Raw genomic sequence first — 21,798 nt, 5'->3', positions numbered from 1 at the left:
TCCCGCCTATTTCCATGTTCATTCCGGGTTCATTCCGGGTTCTTTCCCGCTTCTTTCTCTCTTCTTTCCCGCTGCTTTCCGTTTCGCGCGCAACGCGACTGGGATGCATGGACGGAAAGCCTTGCTCCATGCGGGTTTCGACGGACACGCACCGCTCGCGCCAATGATCCGACGAAAGCCGGCCCGGCGTATTCGAACACAATGATTAAGCAACCGCTAGCGTTTCTTATTTGAAAGCCCACAAAATTTTCTTTCGACTTTTATCGAAAAACCCACTATCCGAGACGATGAATAAGGGGCACCTCCCGATCGATAACCCCCTGAATGGACATTACGAATTCGGATTCACAGCGCAGAAACAATGACCTGCCGGCGATATACGATTTTTTTATACCCCGGATTTATTTTTCTGCCTGGACTCGCGCGGCCCGACGCTTCGACAATCGCGCCATGCTGCATATCGACCGGCCGCCGTAAAGACGCGTCCGCCAGTGCGGCCTGATTCAACGGAGCTCGAAACAGATGAACAACACGCAGCACACCGATCAAGACCGAAACGTGGGGAAGACACCGGGCAACGAGCGCGCCGACGATGGCCGCTGGCAGTTCTGGGTCGACCGCGGCGGCACTTTCACCGACATCGTCGCGCGCCGGCCCGACGGAGCGCTCGTCACGCACAAGCTGCTGTCCGAGAACCCGGACCGCTATCAGGACGCCGTCGTGCAGGGCATGCGCGACCTGCTCGGCCTCGCCGCCGCCGACCCGCTGCCGCAGGAGCGCATCGAAGTCGTGAAGATGGGCACCACGGTCGCCACGAACGCGCTGCTCGAACGCAAGGGCGCGCGCACGCTGCTCGCGATCACGCGCGGCTTCGCCGATCAGCTGCGCATCGGCTATCAGGAGCGTCCGGATATCTTCGCGCGCCACATCCAGTTGCCCGCGCAAATGTACGAGCGCGTGCTGGAGATCGACGAGCGCGTCGGCGCGCGCGGCGAACTGCTCCGGCCGCTGGACGAGGTTGCCGCGCGCGCCGGCCTGCAGGCCGCACGCGCGGCCGGCATCACGTCGGTCGCGATCGTGCTGATGCACGGCTATCGCTTCCCCGAGCACGAATTGCGCGTCGCGGCGCTCGCGCACGAATGCGGCTTCACGCAGATCTCGGTGAGCCACCGCGTGAGTCCGCTGATGAAGCTCGTCGGCCGCGGCGACACCACCGTGGTGGACGCCTATCTGTCGCCGGTGCTGCAGGACTACGTCGAGCGCGTGTCGGGTCAGACGGGCTCCGTGCGCCTGATGTTCATGCAGTCGAGCGGCGGTCTCGCGGAAGCCGGTCACTTCCATGGCAAGGACGCGATCCTGTCGGGACCGGCCGGCGGCATCGTCGGCGCGGTGAAGACCTGCGAGGCGGTCGGCGAACACAAGGTAATCGGCTTCGACATGGGCGGCACGTCGACCGACGTCGCCCATTACGACGGCGCGTACGAGCGCGTATTCGAGACCCAGGTCGCGGGCGTGCGCGTGCGCGCGCCGATGATGGACATTCACACGGTGGCCGCGGGCGGCGGCTCGATCTGCAGCTTCGAGAACGGCCGCTTCAAGGTCGGCCCGGAATCGGCCGGCGCGTATCCGGGGCCGACGAGCTATCGCAACGGCGGCCCGCTCACGGTGACCGACTGCAACGTGATGCTCGGCCGCGTGCAGGCCGAACACTTCCCGCATGTGTTCGGACCGCAAGGCAATCTGCCGCTCGACACCGAAACGGTGCGGCGCCGCTTCACCGAAGTGGCCGCGCAGGTCGAGCGCGAAACCGGCCAGCGGATGAGCCCCGAAGCGGTGGCCGAAGGCTTTCTGACGGTCGCCGTCGACAGCATGGCGCAGGCGATCAAGACGATTTCGGTCGAGCGCGGTCACGACGTGTCCGACTACGCGCTGTGCGCGTTCGGCGGCGCTGGCGGCCAGCACGCGTGCGCGGTCGCCGACGCGCTCGGCATGCGCCGCATCGTGCTGCATCCGTTCGCCGGCGTGCTGTCCGCATTCGGCATGGGCCTCGCCGATCTGCGCGTACTGCGCGAAAAAGCCGTCGAAGCGACGCTGGACGCAGCCGCCGCTTCGTCGCTCGAACCCGCGTACGAAGCGCTCGAAACCGACGCGATCGCGCAGGTCACCGCGCAGCGCGTGCCGCGCGCGCAGGTCGACGCGATGCGCGCGGTGCGGCTCAAGTATCAGAACACCGACTCGACGCTAGAAGTGCCGTTCGGCGACGCCGCCGCGATGACCCGCGCGTTCGAAGCGCTGCATCGCAAGCGCTACGGCTTCGTGATGGGCGGCAAGCCGCTCGTGATCGAATCGATCGTCGTCGAGGCGGTCGGCCAGACCGGCACGCAGCCGCGCATCGGCGCGCCGTTGGCGCTGCGCGGCGAGACGGCGTCGAGCGACGTGCCGATGTTCGTCGACGGCGCGTTGCGCGCGGTGCCGCTGCGGGTGCGCAAGACGCTCGCCGCGGGCACGCGCATCGAAGGCCCGGCCCTGATTGCCGAGGACATCTCCACCATCGTGCTGCAGCCGGGCTGGAGCGCGCGCGTGCTCGACGACGGCACGCTGCTGCTCGAGCGGCAGGAAGCGGAGCGCGGAGCTGCGGCGCGGACGATCACCACCGCTCGCCATCCGGTGCATCTGGAGGTGTTCAACAACATCTTCATGTCGATCGCGCAGCAGATGGGCGTGACGCTCGAAAAGACGTCCTACTCGGTCAACATGAAAGAGCGCCTTGACTTCTCGTGCGCGATCTTCGACCGCGCGGGCGGGCTGATCGCGAACGCACCGCACATCCCCGTGCATCTGGGGTCGATGAGTGACAGCGTGCAGAGCGTGATCCGCGAGCACGGCGCGAGCATGCGCCGCGGCGACGTGTTCATGCTGAACGTGCCGTACAACGGCGGCACCCACCTGCCCGACATCACCGTGGTGATGCCGGTGTACGGCGACGACGGCGCGCTGCTGTTCTACGTTGCCGCGCGCGGCCATCACGGCGACGTCGGCGGCATCACGCCGGGTTCGATGCCGCCGAACAGCACGACCATCGAAGAAGAAGGCGTGCTGCTCGACAACGTGCGCATCGTCGCAGAGGGGCGCTTCCTCGAGGACGAGGTGCGCAAGCTGTTCGGCACCGGCCCGTGGCCGAGCCGCAACGTCGACCAGAACATCGCCGACCTGACCGCGCAGATCGCCGCCTGCGAGTGCGGCGCGAACGAACTGCTGCGCGCGGTGGACCGTTACGGCGCCGACGTGGTGCTCGCGTACATGAACCACGTGCAGGACAACGCCGAGGAAGCCGTGCGCGACGCGATCGACGCGCTCGCCGACGGCGAGTTCGCGTACGCGATGGACGACGGCGCCGTGATCCGCGTGAAGGTGTCGATCGATCACGACAAGCGCAGCGCGCGCGTCGATTTCGCCGGCACGAGCGAGCAGCGCAACAGCAACTTCAACGCGCCGCGCTCGGTGTGCAAGGCCGCCGTGCTGTACGTGTTCCGCACGCTGCTCGCCGGCAGCATTCCGATGAACGAAGGCGTGCTGCGCCCGATCGACATCGTGATTCCGCACGGCTCGATGCTGAACCCCGCGTATCCGGCCGCCGTGGTGGCCGGCAACGTCGAGGTTTCGCAGTCGATCACCGACGCGCTGTATGGCGCGCTCGGCGTGATGGCCGGCTCGCAGGGAACGATGAACAACTTCACGTTCGGCGACGAGACCCAGCAGTATTACGAAACGATCGCGGGCGGCTCCGGCGCGGGACGCAGTCATCCGGGCACGTCGGCAGTGCAAACGCACATGACCAACTCGCGCATGACCGATCCGGAAGTGATCGAGTGGCGCTTCCCGGTGATCGTCGAGCAGCACGCGATCCGTACCGGCAGCGGCGGCGCTGGGCTGCAGGCAGGCGGCGACGGCGCGGTGCGACGCATCCGCTTCACCCGCGCGATGACCGCGAACATTCTCGCGAACCGTCGCCGCGTCGCGCCGTTCGGACTCGCGGGCGGCGAGGACGGCCGTCCGGGACGCAACTGGATCGAGCGCGCGAACGGCGCGGTGGACCGCTTCGGCGCCACCCACACCGCGCAGGTCAATCCGGGCGACGTGTTCGTGATCGAAACGCCGGGCGGCGGCGGCTATGGGCACGCAGCCTGACTGAACGGGCGGCGGCGCGAGAGCGTATCGGGGAGCGCGCCGCCCTTGCATGCCGTGCCGCCGCAGGCGGCGCGGCGATTCCAACCACCAGCCTGACCAACCCAGACCAACAGGAGACCTGGCCATGCACCCGGCAGCAGTCAATCTTTATCCTCTGCTCGGCGTCCTCGTGATCATCGCGGGGTTCTTGCTGCGCTTCAATCCGATGCTGATCGTCACCGCGGCGGCGATCGTCACGGGCTTCGCCGCGCACTTTCCGCTCGAGCGGATTCTCGAAGCGATCGGCAGCGGTTTCGTGAAGACCCGCGTGATTCCGCTCATCATCCTGCTGCCGCTCGCGGTGATCGGGCTGCTTGAGCGGCACGGCCTGCGCGAGCGCGCGCAGATCTGGATCGGCGGCATCCGCGCGGCGACGCCGGGACGTCTGTTGATCGCGTATCTGTTCGTGCGCGAGACCACGGCCGGGCTCGGGCTAACGGGCCTCGGCGGCCATCCGCAGATGGTGCGTCCGCTGATCGCGCCGATGGCCGAGGGCGCCGCGCGAACGCGCTTCGGCAAGCTCGGCGACACCGAGCGCTACCGCATCCGCGCGTTCTCCGCCGCGACCGACAACGTGGGCCTGTTCTTCGGCGAGGACATCTTCGTCGCGTTCGGCGCGATCGTGCTGATGGTGACGTTCCTGAAGGAAGCGGGCATCGCGGTCGAACCGATGCACGTCGCGGTATGGGGCATGCCGACCGCACTCGCCGCGTTCATCGTGCAAAGCGTGCGCCTTCATCGCCTCGACGGCTGGCTCGCGCGCCGCTGCGGCGGCAACGCCGTTCAACATGAGCAAAACGACCAGGCGAGCGCCGAGCTCGCCGCCGCGCCGACTCAAGGAGATCACGCATGATTTCGCTCACCTGGTTTTTCTGGCTGCTCGGCGTGCTGCTGTTCGTGATCGGCGGCGTCATCGTCAGCGACCGCGACCACCCGAAGCGCTGGCTCGCTGGCGGCTTCTGGATGCTGTACGGCGTTGTGTTCCTCGCGGGCGACGTGCTCCCGACTGCGGTGACGGGCGTGATCGTCATCGTAATGGCGCTCGTCGCGGGCTTCGGCGGCGTGACCGGCGCGAAGCCGCGCGTGCGCGGCGAGGCCGAGTTGCGCGAACGGGCAAAGCAGCTCGGCAACCGGCTCTTCGTGCCCGCGCTGACGATTCCGGCGGTCACCGTCGTCGGCACGCTGCTGTCCGCGCATCTGGTATTCGGCAGCCACGCGCTCCTCGATCCGAAGAACGTCACGCTCGTGTCGTTCGGGATCGGCTGCATCGTCGCGCTGGCGCTCGCGTGCCGGCTCACGCGCGATACCGTCGGCCAGTCGATCCGCGAAACGCGGCGCCTCATCGACGCGCTGTCGTGGGCGGTCGTGCTGCCGCAACTGCTGGGCATGCTGGGGCTCGTGTTCGCCGACGCGGGCGTCGGCAAGGCGGTCGCGCACCTGAGCACCACCTACATCGATCTGGACCACCGCTTCGTAGCGGTCGCGGTGTACTGCATCGGGATGGCGCTCTTCACCGTTATCATGGGCAACGGCTTCGCCGCGTTCCCGGTGATGACGGGCGGAATCGGCGTACCGGTGCTGGTCGGCGTGTTCCATGGCAACCCTGCCACCATGGCGGCAATCGGCATGTTCTCCGGTTATTGCGGTACCCTGCTCACGCCGATGGCGGCCAACTACAACATCGTACCGGCCGCCCTGCTCGAGCTGCCCGACAAATACGGCGTGATTCGCGCGCAGGTGCCTACCGCGCTCATCCTGCTGGCCGTCAACGTCGTGCTGCTCAACACACTGATGTTCGCCTGAGCGCTCGCCGGACGGGTCGGCGCGCGCGGGCCGACATGCGGCAGGGGCGCCGGCGGCCCCTGCTTGCCTCAGGAGAAACAGACGACGTGAACCTGAAGTTTCTGGAAACATTTATCTGGGTGGCGAAGCTGCACAGCTTCAGCCTCGCGGCCGACAAGCTCCATTCGACTCAGGCTGCGATTTCGAGCCGTATTCTCGCGCTCGAGCAGCAACTCGGCGTCAAGCTGTTCGCACGCGGCCCGAAGGGCACGCGGCTCACGCGCGCCGGCGAACGCGTGCTGATGTACGCGGAGCAGGTCAGCGAATCGATGACGCGGCTGCGCGCGTCGGTGCACGACGCAAAGCTCGCGTTCGGCACGATCCGCATCGGCGCGATGGATAGCGCGATCCACTCGTGGTTCGTCGACTTCGTCGCCGACGTGATGGAGCAGTACCCGAACCTCGACATCGAGGTTGTCACCGAGACCGCGCTCACGCTCAACGAGCAGTTGCGCCGCGGGATGCTCGACATCATCATCCAGACCGACATGCTGCGCGACGAGACGATCCGCAGCCTCGAACTGCTCGAGTTGCCGTTCGGCTGGATCGCGGCGGCCGACTCGCCGCTCGCAACCGAGCCCCCTGCCGCCTCGCCCACGGCCGCGCTGCGCCGGCTCGTCGAGGAGCGTCTCATCACCTACTCGCGCCATTCGCGCCCGCACCAGGACTTGATGCGGCTGATGCAGTCGTACGGGATCGGCGAGCCGCGCGTGAGCTGCGTGAATTCGGTGGCCGCGATGGCCAAGCTGATCCAGGCGGGCTTCGGCGTGGCCGCGATGCCGCCGGCGATGGTGCCCGAGTTGCTGAAACAAGGCGTGCTGTGCGAATTGAAAGGCATCGAAGTGCCGCCGCCGATGCCGTTCGTCGTTGCGTGGCGCGACGGCACCGACTGGACCGACCGCCTCGTCGAAGTCGCGATCCGCACTGTGCGCCGCTATGCGGAGCGTCTTGGCGAACACGCGGCACGCGTGATCGTGTAATGCGCACAGCGTCGCCGCGAGCGCATCGCGGCGGCGCTTTACTGTGCGCTTTGTGGCGGTTTGCAGTGCATTTTGCGGCACCGTTGCATGCGCAGCGATGTCCTATTCGCACCGCGATGTCTCATGCGAATTCCTTATCCGGACGATTTAATTTTCTTGCTCGACCTCGCGCGCGGCTGAACCGACGATTCCGGTTGCCGGAAAACGGTGGCGCCGGACGGCGGGGTACTTCGGCGGCGTCGGGAAGAACAAGGATAAGGATGATCATGAACATCAAAAGCTTTGCATGTGGGGCGGCGCTCGCGCTGACCTGCGGTGGTGCGTGGGCGCAGTCGAGCGTCACGCTGTACGGACTCATCGACGAGTCGATCCGCTTTCAGAGCAACCCGGGCGGCAACAGTCTCGGTCTGAACGAAGGCGCGATCAACGGCACCCGCTGGGGCCTGAAAGGCTCCGAAGATATGGGTGGCGGACTGAAAGCAATCTTTCAGCTCGAATCGGGCTTCAATGTCGGCACCGGCAAGTCCGATCAGCAAGGCCAGTTGTTCGGCCGCTTCGCGTGGGTGGGGCTGCAGAGCGACACGTGGGGCGCACTGAAGCTCGGCCGTCAATACGGCGGCATCTACAGCTTCTACGCGTTCAACTTCGACCCGCTCGGCGGCGGCAACATCAACGCGACCGACTGGTCGCTGTTCCTGACCGGCATCCGCTTCGACAACACGGCCCAATACGAAAACCGCTTCGGGCCTGTGTCGTTGCAGGCGCAACGCTCGTTCGGCGGACAGCCCGGCAGCAACTCGGCGGGCAGCACGACCAGCGCGTCGCTGATCTACAACTTCACGGGCGGCAAGGCGGGCATTGCCGGCGCGCAGTCGAAGGACGGCGCTGGACACAAGCTGCTGGTCGGCTCGGCGGGCGCCACCTACGCGTGGGGTCCGGTCGGCCTCTACCTGTACACGATCGACGCGCGTCGCGACGCCGGCTTCTCGGTCGCCGCATCGGGCACCACCGGCCCGCTCGCGAACACCAACATCATCAGCAACGTGACGACCGCCGTGGGCCCGCAGACGTCGGCGCGCAACGACCTGTTCGTGCGCGTCGGCACGAGCTGGCAGCCGACCGCGCAATGGCGCTTCATTGCGTCGTATGCGTACGACCATGCGAACAACGTGTCGCCCGGCAAGACCGGCTCGATCCAGACCGTGTACGGCATTGCCGACTACATCCTCACGAAGCGCACCGACGTGTATCTGGAAGTCGACCGCAGCCACCTTTCTGGCGCGTCGGTCAACGATCCGAACGGGCCGCTCGCGCTCGGCGGCGAGTCGAACCAGTTCGGCGCCAGCCTGAGCCTGCGCACGCTGTTCTGATGCGCGCGGCGCGCGCCGTTCCGTCGGGCGGCGCGCGCCGCATCGCATCGCTTTCTCTCGCGGCAATCCTCCGTTTCAAGGGCGCCGCCCGGCATGCCGGGCCGGCGCCTCGTTTTTTTTCGCATCTGCCGTTGCGGCTTTCCTCTCGCACATTCCGCCGTCCGCTCGCGAGCGCGCCTCTCGCCTCTCGCGTAGCGCCGCCGCACGCTTCGCAATCCCACTGACGACTTCGTCTGTGCGCGCCGGCGTCATCACCGCTTCAGCCATTGTGTGAACTATGGCGCACCTGCGGCTCTCAGCCGTCCGCAGCAGGCGCCCGAACCGGATCGCAGGCCGCGGCAGCCGCCGCGCGCACGCGTCGTGACACCCAACGAGTCGAGGCGAATCCTCGACGCTCGCGCAACGCGCGAGCGTCAGTGGACGAGCAGACCCCCTACCCCAAGGAGCAACGTGATGATGCCGTCATCAAGCAGACTGGACCCGAGCCGCGCGCAGCAATCGTCCCTTTCCCCGGCTGGTACGCCCGCCCCCGATCCTCAGGCGTCGACGCCGGCACCGCAGCCGCAGCGCAACCGGGCTTCGCATCTCGGAGTCACGTCTCGCGCGATCGGCAGCAACCGCACCGAAGAAGGCGAAGGCAGCCATGCCGCCGGTAGCGACACCGTGCGCACGTCGCGGATCGCGCTGCGCTCCACGATGCGCGACAACCGCGATTTGCCCGGCGCGCTCAAGAGCGCCGACAGCAAGGACCCCGAAAAGGCGAGTGACGACGACGTCAGCCGCTACCTCGACGAAGCGGCTCCGTATCTACGCAATCTGTCGCAAAATCCGCAGGCGCCGATGACGCCGCACGCGAAGCAGGCGCTCGCGAATCTAGCGGCGGCGGTGGTCGGCAACATGTTCGGTTTCGGCATTCCGACCATCGTGTCGTCCGCCACGCCGGAGAGCTGGCAGGGTCTCGCGTACGGTGCGACGCTCGCGGCTACGTCGGTGATCAATCCCGAACTGACTTCCGCGGTCACGCGCTGGCTCGGCGGCGCGAATCCATCGCTCCTGATCGGCAGTTCCGGCTCGGCCATCTCCGGCCCGTATCACAAGATCGGCGGCGATGCGCTGATGCTCGCGGGCAACCTGCTCACCTATGGCGGGATCAACGCGCTGGAGAGCCTGCGTCTGACGTCGTCGTGGGACCCGTTGCTCAAGTCCGCCACGTCGGGTGCCGCGATGGCGCTGGTGATGCAGGGGCTCCTCTACTTCTTCGCGAAGCGGACACTGAGCGAGCAGGGCGTGTCCGAAGCGCACAAGCTGCCGGAGACCGACCATAACCGCACGCTGAAAATCGGCGTCTATCTGCGCGAAGTGCCGAAGTGGAGCGATCGCACGACCCTCGAGCTGAAGCAGCAGGAGATGGTCGCCGGCGCGTTCAGCTCGCTCTTCGGCGCGGCCGCCGCCGGCACGGTCAAGCACTTCGCCCCCGCCCCCAATCAGTCGCTGCAGAGCTTCGTCACGATCTTCGGCGGCATCGGCGCGTATTTCGGTGCCGCCCAGCTCGGCCGGCTCGCGTACACGAAGTTCGTCGATCATCCCGGCAAGTTCGCGAACCGGCACGCGATCGCCGCGAGCGACGTGGCGGTACAGCACATCGCGAAGTCGGCGATGAACGAGTTCGAAGGGCTGCTCGACGACATCGGCGAACGGATCGCGTCGGGCAGTTGGGGCGAAGAGAGCAAGGAGACCTTCGAGAAGGCCTTCGACACGTTCCTCGGCCGCGCCTTCCGTACCGGCGAGGGCGAGGCCGGACCCGCGCACCTCGATCGCGCCCGCGATCTGGCCGCGCAGCTCGATGCACTCGCAACCGAGCTCGGCAACGGCGGCCGCGTCACCACGGTGCCCGATGCCACGGTGGCGAAGATGAACCGCATGATCCAGGCCGCGTCGCAATCGATCCGCGTCGCGACGACAGCCGCCGAGGCGGGCGAGCCGATCAACTTCGCGATGCAGGACGTGCGCAACCGGCTGCGCGACGTGCAGGCGCTGATCCTGCAATCGCAATACCAGGTCGGCGGACCGGACGGCGCACTGGCCGACGAACGGGTGATGCGCGCCGGCGTTCAGCTTGCGCCGGTGTTCGCCGCGCTGCGCCAGTTCGACCGCATGTCGGCGGCCAACGGCTTCGTCGACAAGCTGGTCGAGCACAGCATCGGCAAGGCGAGCGCGCAGCAGGTCGGCGCGTCGTTCGACCCGACCGGACGCCGCAACCTGCTCGTCAAGGACGTGATGATCCGCCTCGCCGGCCGCATGCAGGCCGCGCCGGACGATGCCGACAAGCTGCGCACGGAGCTGGATCGCGTGATCGACGAATCGCTGAAGCCCGGCACGCCGCCGGACCGCAGCGGCGCGAAGCTGCTGATTCTCGCGAACGTGCTGTCCGGACAGAGCCGGCCTGGCGAAGAGCCGGAAGCCGACGAGCAGCAACTGGCACACCGCCTCGTGCTCGGCTTCGCGAACGTCGCCGATCCGGCCGTGCTGAAAGACAAGATGAGCTATTTCGTCAACGCGTTCCGCGAAGGCCGCGTGACGATCAACGCGCTGCAAAAAGAGCTGGACCGTGCGGGCGAAATCGAAGACGACCCGACTCACACGATGCCGGGCGCTATGCCGCTCGCGACGCTCGCGCACGATGATGACGACCTCGAAGCGGGCCGCTCGACGCGCGCGTATCGCGAAGCGGTGGACGGCTTCAGGAAGGCAATCGGTCCCGAGTTCCTCGTGGCGCTGGCCGAGGAAAGCACGCTGCGAGCGGGCGCGGTTCCGACTGCGGACGGCGCCAACCCCGGCGAGGCGCACGTGAAGGAAATGGTCCAGGCGATGTGGCGCGATGCAGAGAACATGCCCGAAGTCCATCGCGGCCTGATGGCGGGCGCGATGAGCCTGAAGATCCGCATTCCCGACCTCCCGAAGTATCTGACGCACGACGCGCACTTCCATCCGACCAGCTATTCCGGGCGTGTCAACTCGCTCAGTCATCTCGTCGAATTCATGGAAGCGAGCGGCGTCGAGCGCACCATCCTCGCCGGCATTCCGTCGCAGCAGCGCAATCCGCGGCCGGATCGCAAGTACTACGCGAACTCGGAGGAAGACATCTTCTACCGCGACCACGATAAGACGCTAAAGGATCAGTACCTCGAACTGCCGCCCGAGAAGAAGGCCCGCTACGACCTCAGCATGACCGGCTTCGACGTGACCGACGGCAACACCATCGGCGACGAAATGGACAGCCGCATGCGCACCGACCCCGGTGTGTACAAGGCCGTCGGCGAGGTTACGTGGAAGAAGGAGATCGTCAGCGACAAGAATCCGCGGGAACCGGATCTCGACAGCCCGGCCACCGCGCAGCTGCTGGAAGGCGCCGCGCAGCGCGGGCTGCCGGTCATCCTGCACTGCGACCGCGGCACGCCGGAAGACAAGAACCGCTACGCGCAGCAGGTGATGAACAACATCCGCAATGCGGTGAAGTCGCTCAACTGGGAGCAGAACGACATCCTGTGCCAGAAGGGCATTCTCGACGCGCCGAAAATCAAGCCGCGCTTCATCTGGGCGCACGGCGCGGGCATCTCGCGCTTCACCGCGGAATCGACCGATCACACGCGCAGCCTCGATTCGCTGCTGTCCGAAGAGGATCTGAAGGACGTGTTGTCGCTCGATCTGTCGTGGGACTTCATCGGCCACGACATCATCGAGAACGTGCACGATTCGCTCAAGCGCCGCAATCTCGCGCCGGAGTTGTGCGACGGCCTGCAGAACCTGCTGCGGACCTACAAGGCGTTCGCCGAGGAAGGCGGCCGCGCCGACAAGTGCGACGACATGGGCGATCTGAATCTCGCGTCGGTGCACCGGGTGGCGGCGGAAAACATCCGCCAGACCTATCTGCTCGCGCTGCAGGACTTCCAGCACCGGCTTGGCAAAGCGCTCGACGACGAGGCGACGCGCGATGCGTTCTACGAGCTGATGGACAACCACGGCAACGACGGCAACAACTGGCTCTATCTGTTCAACAAGCATCAGGACCGTCTGCTGTTCGGTACCGACGCGCTCGCCGTCGGCATCAAGGCGCACGGCGACGCGGCGTATGCGATGAACGTGCGTGTGCTGAACCCGCTCTACATGCTCTGCGACGATCTCGGCAAGCGCGCGCAGACCGACGGGCATCCGGACAGCTACTCGGGTATCAGCGAGAAGATCACGCTGCGCAACTACGAGCAGGTTTTCGACGACAAGGACGTGAAAGCCCGCCGCGACAGCTACGAGCGTTATCTGCTCACCGAGAAAAAGGCCGATCACTCGACGAACCGCGTGCCGGATCCGCTGTTCATGACGGTCAGCGAAGAGCGGCCTTCGCAGTTGCGTCGGCGGTTGCCCACCGAGGCCGAGCTGGACGCGTAACGGCAGCTCGCGGCGCGCCGGCATCGGCGCGCCGCCCCAGAAGGTAACAAACCATCACAAAACGGCGTCAGGCGCGGCGGCGAATGAAAAGATTCACTCACCGCTTCACGAGTTCGTATCGCCTTAACGCCCTTCTGGGTCAGGAGCATGCCATGTTCTCGACGATTTACTTCGCTGCCTCTTCGGTTCTCTCGTCTGCCGGCCTTCCCGCCGAGCTTGTCACCCGCGTGCTGGACGGCCGCCTGCAGGAAGCCGCTCAACGCGTCGCCCACCTCGTCGAAGGCGGCGACGTCGCCCCCGACCACGCCGCGCTGCAGATTCACGGCGACCTCGAACTGGTGCTCGGCCGCGACGAGGAAGCGGAGGAGATCTACCGCCGCGCGCAGAAAGCGATTCGTCACTCGCGCGACGCGATCCGGATCGTCTCGTGCCGCAATACCGGCTGGCAGGCGATCTTCCGCAGCCAGTTCAACGTCGCGCTGACCTGCTTCAAGCGCGTCGCCGAAGACAAGGCCATCACGCCGAACGGGCGTCTCGATGCGCTCGTCGGCACCACGCTCGTGCTGTTCCACCTCGGCTGCGTGCAGGCCGCGTGGGACCGCGTCGCCGAACTGACGACACTCGCGCGAGCAAGCGGCGACCCGCGCTGGATCTATCTCGTCGACGCGCTGCGCCGCGACCTGCTCGCGCAGCACCAACTGCAAGGCGCCGAATTGTTGGCGGACCACATCTACTGGCGTTCGGTGACGGTCGACGCGCTGCCGCGCGACGAACGCTCGCAGCCGGCGCTGCCCGCACACGCGGTGCTGCCGCTGCTGGCCTCTCGCCTCGACTATCTGCGAGAACTGCTCGCCTTCGCGGGCGGCAACGGCAACGCGGCGCAGGCGCTGCGCGAGTACGCGAACGACTTCCGGAAGATCGGCCTGCGTGCGTATCACCGCGGCCTGTGCCTCGAAATCGCGCTCGCCGGCATCGCCGGGCGGGCGACGCTCGTCGCCGAGCAGATGCTCGAAGCGTCGAGCGCCGCCGCCGGTCACGGCAGCCAGCATGCGCGCTGGTATCTCGACTACCTGTACTGCCGCGCGAAGATCATGCAGCAGCAAATGCGCGTGCAGGAGTTCGCGCAACTCTATGGACGCTACGCGCTGGCGTCGATCCAGCACGTGCGCGCCGACAACGTGTCGATGCCGATCGTCGTCTCCGATCTCGTGCAGCCGGCCGCTTCGCAGCAGCGCAGCGACGACGTCAGCGCGCGTTTGCCCGCCCGCTACCGTCGAGCGTACCGATATCTGATGGACAACCTCGACCAGAAGGACCTGTCGGTGCGCGAGGTGGCTTCGCACGTCGGCGTGACCGAGCGCGCGATGCAGGCGGCCTTCAAGAACCACCTCGGGCTGTCGCCGAGCGAGCTGATCCGCCGCCAGCGCATGGAGCGCATTCGCGACGACCTGCTCGACGACGACGCGCCGGTCGCACACGTGCTCGACGTCGCGAAGAAATGGGGCGTGCAGCACCGTTCGACGCTGATCAACGGCTACCGCCGCGTGTTTCACGAGGCACCGTCGGCCACGCTGGGCCGCTGAGCGGCGACTGGCTGTGCGCGAGCTGCGTTGCGCGACGTTCGAGTTGCGTCGTCGTCAGTAGGACGCAGGTTCACACCTTCCTCTGTTGCGCCGGCCTCGACTGGCGCTTTTCCGGCCGTCCGCGGCGACTTCGCCAGCCGGACGGCGCTTTTTTTGGGCGCGCGTGCCCGCCGGCCGCGCGCTGCGGAGCCGATCGCGATGTTTTCCCTGCCCCGCCAGCGCACACTGCGTTGTCCGCACACTCCGCTGTTGCGCGTCGCGCGTGCGCGGCCGGCACGTTTCGTTGCGTCGCCGACTTCCCGTCAAGCGATGCTGGCGCTTGCGCTCGCCGTCGCCTGCCTGGCGCCAACCGACGCGCACGCCGACATCGACTGCTTTCTTGCGGCAGCGGCCTATCAGCATGTGAGCCCGGTGGTGCTCAGGGCGATCGCGTCGCAGGAATCGCACGGCAATGCCAACGCGGTTCGTCGCAACCGAAACGGCTCGATCGACTACGGGATGATGCAGATAAACTCGGTTCATCTGCCGGCGCTGTCGCGCTACGGCGTGTCCGCCGCGGATCTGATGAACCCTTGCTCGAGCGTCTATGTGGCCGCGTGGCATCTGCATCGGATGGTGATCAAGTATGGCAACACGTGGCAGGCGGTCGGCGCGTACCACTCCGAAACGCCGGACGAACGCGATTGCTACGCACGCGCGATCGAAGCGCTGGTAGATAGGATGATGGCTCCCCTCGTAACCCCGCGCTAGTCGCGCAAGCGGTATCGCAGCGACGACTGGTCGCCTTGCGGCGTGCGTTGGCGCGTGTCGCTGCGTACAGCTTCGTCTCGCCGCGCAAACAAAGCGGGCGGCATGTCGATCGACATGCCGCCCGCTATCGTTGACGCGACTGCGCGTGGGCCGTTACCCGTCCCCGCCTACGCTTACTTGTCGAACATTTGCTTGATGGTTTCCCAAGCCTTGACGTTCATGTTGGCCATGATGTCATTGAACGCCACCTGCGTCTTGATACGCGATGCTGCATTCGTAACCTGCATGTTCTGATCGGCGGAGCTCTGCAGTTGCGATAGGTCCATCGCGTCCTCCGCGTTGTTCAGCAACTCGTTGGTGCCCTGCGTCGCCGCGTGCTGCGCGATGTTACCCATCTGGCCGAGCGTGCTCGTCGGCCCCAGATGATTGAGCGCCGCGTTCGCGACGGTCGAAACCGCCATGCCGACCGGCGACGTCTTGCCGAATAGGGACATCGCCGCTTCAGCCGGCTTCGCAAACGGATTGTTGCTGCGCAGGCCCGGCAACTGCGCGCCAAAGCGCAAGCCCTGCGATTCGCCTCCGGTCGCCGCTTTCGCCATGTTCTTCAAGTCGCCGAACATGCCGTTGCGAAACGGATTGGTATCTTTGGCGACCTTGGGTGCGTCGGCGGGTTTGGCGGTTTCCTGGGTTTGCTCAAATGGATTGACGCCGCCGACGCCTGATCCTTTGCCTAATTCGACAGTCATCGTTACCTCCTGAATGAATGGTCCGGAAGCCCGCTTGCCGCGAAGCATCTGCCACAGCCAGCAACACGCGGCGCGGTACCGGTCCGCCTTGCGTCACCGGATCGATACGCTGTCACGTTAAGCGCCCGCCGTGGCCGACGCGCGTCGTGACGCGACGAGACGGCCTGTTTTGCGAACCGGCACGAAGCGCGCACGCAAAAACGGATGCGCATGCAAGGGCCGCATGCGCCGCGCGCGCCTTGCTTCGTCATTCGGAGAACAACTTCGCGTTCACGTCATGCGGCCCGCACGCCCGCACTACAGTGGCGACGAAAGATCATCGCCGGCGCGCCCCCGAAACGACAGACGGGTCGACGCCGCGACCAACGGCCCCACGGAGAACACGATGTCCGGAACCCTGATCCAGAACGGCTTTGTGAGCAGCAACCTCGGCTACATGAACGGCGTCGACGGAACCGACAACGGTAGCGGCAATTCGCAGATTCAGGCTATGGAAGAGATCCTGCAGGAACTCATTCAGGAGTTGCAGCAGATCCTCGCGTCGCAGAGCGGTTCGGACTCCGATTCGGGTGGCGGCGGCGGCGGTCCGGGCAGCGTCGGTAGCGGTTCGGGCAGTTCGCCAAGCCCGGTCAGTTATGCGGCTACCCCAGCGGCCACTCCGCCGAGCACCCCGCCGGCCACCAGCCCGGCACCGGGCAGTTCGGGCACGAGCGGTCCCGCGCCGACGACTTCGACGGACGAAAGCACGGCCCCGGGCGGACTGAGCACCGCGCCGCAGACGCAACCGCTCACCCAGCAGCAGGGCCAGCAGGTGGCCGCGCAATACGTCGCCAATCTGCAGCAGGACTTCGGCCTGACCAAGCCGCAGGCCGAAGGCATCGTCGCGAATCTGTGGCACGAAAGCGGCGGCATGAATTCCGGCATCAACCAGGGCGGACAGATCGGCGAGCCGAGTGCGAACATGGCCGACGACAACGCGAACGGCTACGGGATCGCGCAATGGGGCGGCTCGCGCAAACAAGGGCTGATCGACTACGCGCAGCAGCACGGCCTCGACCCGTCGAGCCAGGCCGCCAACTATGGCTATCTGAAACAGGAACTCGAAACCACGCAGTCGGGCGCGATCGCGGCGGTCAAGGGCACCACCACGGCCGAGCAGGCGACCGAGGCGTTCTGCAACGCGTTCGAAAAGCCGAGCGATCCGGAAATGGCGTCGCGTCTGTCGGATTTGTCGCTCGTGCAGGGTTGATGGATCGGGAGAGCGCCAGCGGCGTTCACCCCCGCGCGCGCAGCACTTCTTCAGAACACCCGATCATCCCGCGTATCAGCCGGCTGCGCTGCGAGGCGCGCGGCCACAGCATCCCGAAGCGGCGCGGCTCCGTGCTCTTCGGCAGTTCGAGCCGCTCGGCTCGTGCGCCATGGGCTTCGGGACGGGCTTGTGAACCCCAGGGAGGAGATCAGGCTGCACGAGCTTTGCCAAACCGACATCAACAACAAAAATCAACGACAGGCTGTGGAATTGTGGACGATGCGCCTGCGGCGCACCGGCGAGCTTACCGTGGACAACGCTACACGTTGCCCACCGCGCTCACCTTCTCCCACAAGCCCCACAGCCTACTGTCATGATTAATGGAAAATCAAGAACTTCAAAATACAAGGGAGGGCGGTGTCCATTCCATCTCGGCCACTTTCGGCCGTTCGCCCGTTCGCTCAAACGGACGTTCGAACGGCGGCTTTCAGGAAGCGGACGGAGAGAGCAGCAAGAAGCATTGGTTGCCGATAAAAGCGATAGAATGCCCGCTGCAAAAGACAATATTGACGGGTAGACGGCATGGAGCGGCCGGGCGCGCAGCGTTGGCATGAGCAAACGTTTCTAGGTGTCTTTCGCGGACAACCTGAGAAGGAGCAGGCGCTCCTCCGGATATGCTTGGGCACGGTCGTGTTGATCGGCTACATCGCCGTCGCCGCACTCCAACGCACGGCCGCCGCGTATGACACTCTGGGCGTGGTTTTCGGATACGTCGTATTCGGCGTGGTGACATACATAGCCGCGGCCGCCGCGACAGTTCGGCCGCGCCTTCGATTGACGGTCACCACCATTGCAGACCAGGCGCTTGTCATGGCTGCCTTCGCGCTCGGCGGGCGCGTGGCGCTGCCCTTGCTCTGGGTCGTGTTCTGGTTTCTTGTGGGTGCCGGTTGCCGCCACGGCAAGCGGTCGTTGCTACTTTCATGTGCAGTTGCGCTTGCAGGCGTCGCGATTTTGATGCAAGTCGAGCCGTGGTGGAGAGAAAACCTCGCGGTGGGATGGGGCGTCATGCTCAGCATCGCGGCGACTTCCGTGTACTTGATGGCCCTCGTGCATCGGCTAGAACGGCAGGCTGCGACGGACCCTCTGACAGGACTCAGCAACCGCACTCGCCTCGAGCAGGCGATCGCTAAAGCGACTGCGGCGCGAGACGATAAAGGACAGTCTGTCTTGCTGTTCATCGATCTCGACGGCTTCAAATACGTCAATGACGCTTATGGGCATGCGGTGGGTGATGAACTGTTGCAGTGCTTCGCCAACGGTCTGCAGGCACGCATTCGCCGCGGCGATACGGTTGCCCGCCTGGGAGGCGACGAGTTCGTGGTGCTCGCCCGCCATGTGCAAGGCAAGGCCGGCGCGCGCGCGATTGCCGACGGTATCCACGACATCCTTCATGAGCTTCGAGAGATCGGCGGTCATCCCGTCAACGTATCGGCCAGCATTGGCGTGCGCATGCTCGGTACCAATCGCGCGAACGAACGTCTTGATGTACACGCCCTGATGCGCCAGGCCGATAGCGCGATGTATCGCGCCAAAGCGAACGGGACGAACAAAACCTCATTCTTCGATGAGACGGGTGCCGGCGTGTAAGCGGACAGGGTTCCCGACGGTGCCCTCCTCGTGTTGGCGAGCGCATTTGATGCAGGTGCCGGGCCGCGCAAACGGCCATTCGATTGTCAAAGGCGAACGTTGCTTCATCGGCGTAGGCCGACCGCATCGGGCGGTAGATGGCCCAAGAGCGGTCGGTTGACATCGACGTCCGGATCGTTGGCAATCGATACGCACCGTATTCGGATGGAGCGTTCCCATGCGAATTCTCGTTGCTGTCCTGCTCTCGCTGGCCAGCAAGCTTTGCTGTTACTGCCTACGATGTACATATCATTCTTAAAGCGTTTTGGGCCGAAGAGTCGCAGCCCCAATTCATCTTCGCAGACTGACAGAGCGGCCTTAGCGGTGACGACGAGGTCCAGTTCGTCCAACGCGACGACGATTAGGGCAATCGTTTGGAGACAGCCATGCATTTCGACTATCAACAGTTCCACATCGACGCATCACCTCTTGATGAAGGCGGCCGCTATTACGCTCGCGCAAAGATCTACCGGCGCGCCTCGGCGAGTGGCGATGCCGTCGAGGTAAAGTATTCGGGCGACCTCGACGATTACCCCTCCGACGCGGATGCTATTGAAGCGGCGCAGCGTTGGGCGATTCAGTGGTGCGACGAGAACTCCGCTTAGGCTTCACTATCCAGGTCCAGGCTGTTCCGGAGTATTCGCCGCACCCACCCGACATCCAGTTCGGGGGCACGCGTCGGGCGAGAGCGATACGTGCAGCAAGGGCTGACAACGGCCCTCACGACCGATCCTGCTGATCCCCGGCAAAAGAAGCGGCGCATAATGCACACATCCCTTTGTCAGGACGATGGAGGTAGATATGACAACTTTTGCTATCGACGCCGTTCGCATCAACCCGACGAACGACAGGTTTACCCATGTGCGTTGGGCTCCCGTCGATCCGTCGACGCGTGAATGGCTGTCCCCCCCTGCGATTGTGGAGGTGGTCGAAGTCGTCGCCGCGATCCATCGGGGAGATGTTGTTTGGTCCCTTTTTACGCTTGGTGGCACACGATATCTCGGGCCAAAAATTGTGGCTGTCGCTCACACCGACGGACACGCCGGGATCGACACGGATGTCCCTGGCGATCATGTCGAAAAATGCATTGACGATTTGCCGCACCTTTGACGGCATACCCTTGAGGCCGTCGGCGATCATCGTGCGCATCGTTTCTGGGCAAGCGAAAATTCCCAGGGACTGTGAAAGGTCTGGATCGGGTCGGTAAAACTCGTTGATGGACAGAGAGAGCTGACATTCGCCGACGCCAGTTTGTAAAAGTCAGCAAAGCGATACGCGACAGCCGCACCAATTTGATCGGCGAACGTCGGCTCAGGCCGATGACCCACCGGTAGCCTTTCCGCGACGAAAGTCCGCTTCACTCTTCAAAGAGCCATTGATGCTTCGACATGCCGGAAGTCGGCTCTGGGTCGGGAGTGTGAGTTCGCTGATGCAGGAAGCTGTCGCCCGGCTGCCCGATGTCGCCACCGTCGGCAATCCCACTGCCGACGTAGGACCCAGTCCTCTCCAACGTCGGCAATGGCCGAACTGCTGTCCCCGAGACGCCGTCATGAGTGACCGAACCATGCTGTCAACTGCGTTCGAACTCCCAACGGCGCGACCGGTGGCAATACGGTCGAGAAGACGCATTCAGCAATAACGATAACTTGTTCAACCGAAGGCAGCAAACTACTCCAGCGTATCGACGGTGAAGTCGGGATGCGCCGTGACATACGGCATCCATGATCGGCAGCCGGTGCGACGCGCGGAGCCGCATCGGGCGGTAAGGCCTCTAGTCGCGCTCGTGGAAATCCCAAGGGTTCATCTGTTCCACAGATACCAGCGCATCGGGTCGGGGTACGGCTCCCTTCAGAGTTTGAATCGAGCCATCCGGTGCGGACGGCGAATCGACACGAAGCCACGGCCCCAGCGTATCGCGGACGCACTGCTGGCAAAGGTCAAGGCTCACATGGGTGCCGTCCTGGAAAACCGGGCAAAAGCCGCCACGCCAGTCGGGCGACATCTTTTCGTACCACTCCAACTGATCGTCAACGGGCGTCATGCGCCGGCCGCAGCGGTCGCATGTGCATGCCGCGACCTCCTGCACCGTCCTTTCCCGGTATTCGCGCATGACCTACCCCTTTCCCCAATCCGACTTTTCCCAGTCCGGCGGCACGAGACCAAGCTGCTTCGCAGTGTCGACCGGCAGGCGCAACAGCACCGTGCCCGGGCCGCGCTCCATGTTGCCGAGCATCGTGACTTCAGCGGCTACACCGTCGGGACAGACATCGCTGGCCTTCTCTAGGAATCGCCGGATTTAGGCTACGCAAACAAACGCTCCAAAGCCATCTCTGGCAACGCCGGAGCAGGAGGAAAGACCTTCCAGCATCCGTCGTCGTGCCGAAAGAAGAACAGCGCGAGTTTTTCGCCGCCGTGTACGGTCTCGACGCACACGAAACGCCCTTTGCCCGAGCACGGACGGCCCAGTGCCCTCACCCTTGCGCTCTCTGGAGGTTGCAACCCGAGCCACTTTTCAACTACGAAACGTAAAGATTGCTCTCCGGTCTTCATCACTTTGTCCTCTCTGTCCCGCGAAAAGTCGCCTGTCGATGCACTGTGCCGACGTTGGGTGCCCGTGCGATGCGTGTGCCAGTGCTCCAGCGCAAACCATCGACAAGCGTGCTATCTCCACATTCTGTGAACCGCAAGAATTGACGGACGGAAAGGCGGATGATCGCCCGTCGAGGTGATCGTGTCGAGCGGCATTTACCGTGACAGCCAGCGCTATTCCAGCGCGCGGTGTGACGCAAACTGCGCCATCGGCTGACTGTAAAAACTGCTAAATATTATGCAATCTGATATTCACCATATTATGCGGCATGACCACGAGATACAAGGGTTGCGATTGGCGGGTATACCCGAGATGGTTCGAGAACGTCCTTC

General features: G+C 65.0%; 16 protein-coding genes. 12 read left to right on the top strand and 4 right to left on the bottom strand.

Translation table 11 applies throughout. The features are described 5' to 3' along the window. Positions 1-345 precede the first annotated feature (345 nt). Positions 346-507, bottom strand: coding sequence for a hypothetical protein (locus OKW45_RS38830; RefSeq protein ID WP_162634016.1), 162 nt, complete (start codon positions 505-507; stop codon positions 346-348). A 15-nt stretch (positions 508-522) separates the two neighbouring features. Here OKW45_RS38830 and OKW45_RS38825 point away from each other — a divergent pair, with 15 nt between their 5' ends. The 8 genes from OKW45_RS38825 to OKW45_RS38790 all read left to right on the top strand — a co-directional run bounded on the left by OKW45_RS38825 (position 523) and on the right by OKW45_RS38790 (position 15,195). Further along, on the top strand, positions 523-4,188 hold the full coding sequence (locus OKW45_RS38825; protein ID WP_429473926.1) for a hydantoinase B/oxoprolinase family protein: 3,666 nt from the start codon (positions 523-525) through the stop codon (positions 4,186-4,188). Between the two features lie 124 nt (positions 4,189-4,312). After that, a complete protein-coding gene (locus OKW45_RS38820; RefSeq protein ID WP_018422102.1) occupies positions 4,313-5,080 on the top strand; it encodes a DUF969 domain-containing protein in 768 nt (255 codons plus the stop codon). Then, the gene (locus OKW45_RS38815; RefSeq protein WP_429473925.1) at positions 5,077-6,030 is read left to right on the top strand and encodes a DUF979 domain-containing protein; all 954 of its coding nucleotides are present in this window, start codon (positions 5,077-5,079) and stop codon (positions 6,028-6,030) included. Before OKW45_RS38820 ends, OKW45_RS38815 begins: the two co-directional genes overlap by 4 nt. 86 nt (positions 6,031-6,116) lie before the next feature. Further along, the gene (locus tag OKW45_RS38810; RefSeq protein ID WP_018422104.1) at positions 6,117-7,049 is read left to right on the top strand and encodes a LysR family transcriptional regulator; all 933 of its coding nucleotides are present in this window, start codon (positions 6,117-6,119) and stop codon (positions 7,047-7,049) included. 266 nt (positions 7,050-7,315) lie between these two features. Beyond that, the gene (locus tag OKW45_RS38805; protein ID WP_429473924.1) at positions 7,316-8,419 is read left to right on the top strand and encodes a porin; all 1,104 of its coding nucleotides are present in this window, start codon (positions 7,316-7,318) and stop codon (positions 8,417-8,419) included. Positions 8,420-8,872: 453 nt separating this feature from the next. Further along, complete coding sequence (locus OKW45_RS38800; RefSeq protein WP_429473923.1) at positions 8,873-12,862, top strand: hypothetical protein; 3,990 nt, start codon at positions 8,873-8,875, stop codon at positions 12,860-12,862. Positions 12,863-13,014: 152 nt separating this feature from the next. Continuing rightward, positions 13,015-14,445 (top strand): helix-turn-helix transcriptional regulator, encoded by a 1,431-nt coding sequence (locus OKW45_RS38795; protein WP_018422107.1) that lies wholly within the window; start codon positions 13,015-13,017, stop codon positions 14,443-14,445. 309 nt (positions 14,446-14,754) lie between these two features. Then, entirely contained in the window at positions 14,755-15,195 is a 441-nt protein-coding gene (locus OKW45_RS38790; protein ID WP_429474050.1) for a lytic transglycosylase domain-containing protein, read from the top strand. A gap of 173 nt (positions 15,196-15,368) precedes the next feature. Here OKW45_RS38790 and OKW45_RS38785 read toward each other — a convergent pair whose 3' ends face one another. Beyond that, positions 15,369-15,941: a hypothetical protein gene (locus tag OKW45_RS38785; RefSeq protein WP_018422110.1), complete on the bottom strand. Its 573-nt coding sequence runs from the start codon at positions 15,939-15,941 to the stop codon at positions 15,369-15,371. Between the two features lie 385 nt (positions 15,942-16,326). Between OKW45_RS38785 and OKW45_RS38780 the strand changes: the two genes are divergently transcribed. From OKW45_RS38780 to OKW45_RS38765, 4 genes are all read left to right on the top strand, one after another. Beyond that, entirely contained in the window at positions 16,327-17,190 is an 864-nt protein-coding gene (locus OKW45_RS38780; RefSeq protein ID WP_429473922.1) for a phage tail tip lysozyme, read from the top strand. Between the two features lie 582 nt (positions 17,191-17,772). Continuing rightward, entirely contained in the window at positions 17,773-18,837 is a 1,065-nt protein-coding gene (locus tag OKW45_RS38775) for a diguanylate cyclase domain-containing protein (protein ID WP_429473921.1), read from the top strand. A gap of 425 nt (positions 18,838-19,262) precedes the next feature. Continuing rightward, on the top strand, positions 19,263-19,481 hold the full coding sequence (locus OKW45_RS38770; protein WP_018422115.1) for a hypothetical protein: 219 nt from the start codon (positions 19,263-19,265) through the stop codon (positions 19,479-19,481). Positions 19,482-19,677: 196 nt separating this feature from the next. Further along, positions 19,678-19,986: a hypothetical protein gene (locus tag OKW45_RS38765; protein ID WP_429473920.1), complete on the top strand. Its 309-nt coding sequence runs from the start codon at positions 19,678-19,680 to the stop codon at positions 19,984-19,986. 661 nt (positions 19,987-20,647) lie between these two features. On the opposite strand, the gene OKW45_RS38760 is transcribed toward OKW45_RS38765, so the two are convergent. Together OKW45_RS38760 and OKW45_RS38755 are read right to left on the bottom strand one after the other, a co-directional pair. Next, positions 20,648-20,986 (bottom strand): hypothetical protein, encoded by a 339-nt coding sequence (locus OKW45_RS38760; RefSeq protein WP_429473919.1) that lies wholly within the window; start codon positions 20,984-20,986, stop codon positions 20,648-20,650. A 191-nt stretch (positions 20,987-21,177) separates the two neighbouring features. Next, entirely contained in the window at positions 21,178-21,426 is a 249-nt protein-coding gene (locus tag OKW45_RS38755; RefSeq protein WP_084754201.1) for a hypothetical protein, read from the bottom strand. Positions 21,427-21,798 lie beyond the last annotated feature (372 nt).

The organism is Paraburkholderia lebeckiae (assembly GCF_050436225.1).
Classification (GTDB): domain Bacteria; phylum Pseudomonadota; class Gammaproteobacteria; order Burkholderiales; family Burkholderiaceae; genus Paraburkholderia; species Paraburkholderia tuberum.
The sequence above is the reverse complement of the archived record's forward strand: the minus strand, read 5'-3'. Positions and strand labels throughout refer to the sequence as shown.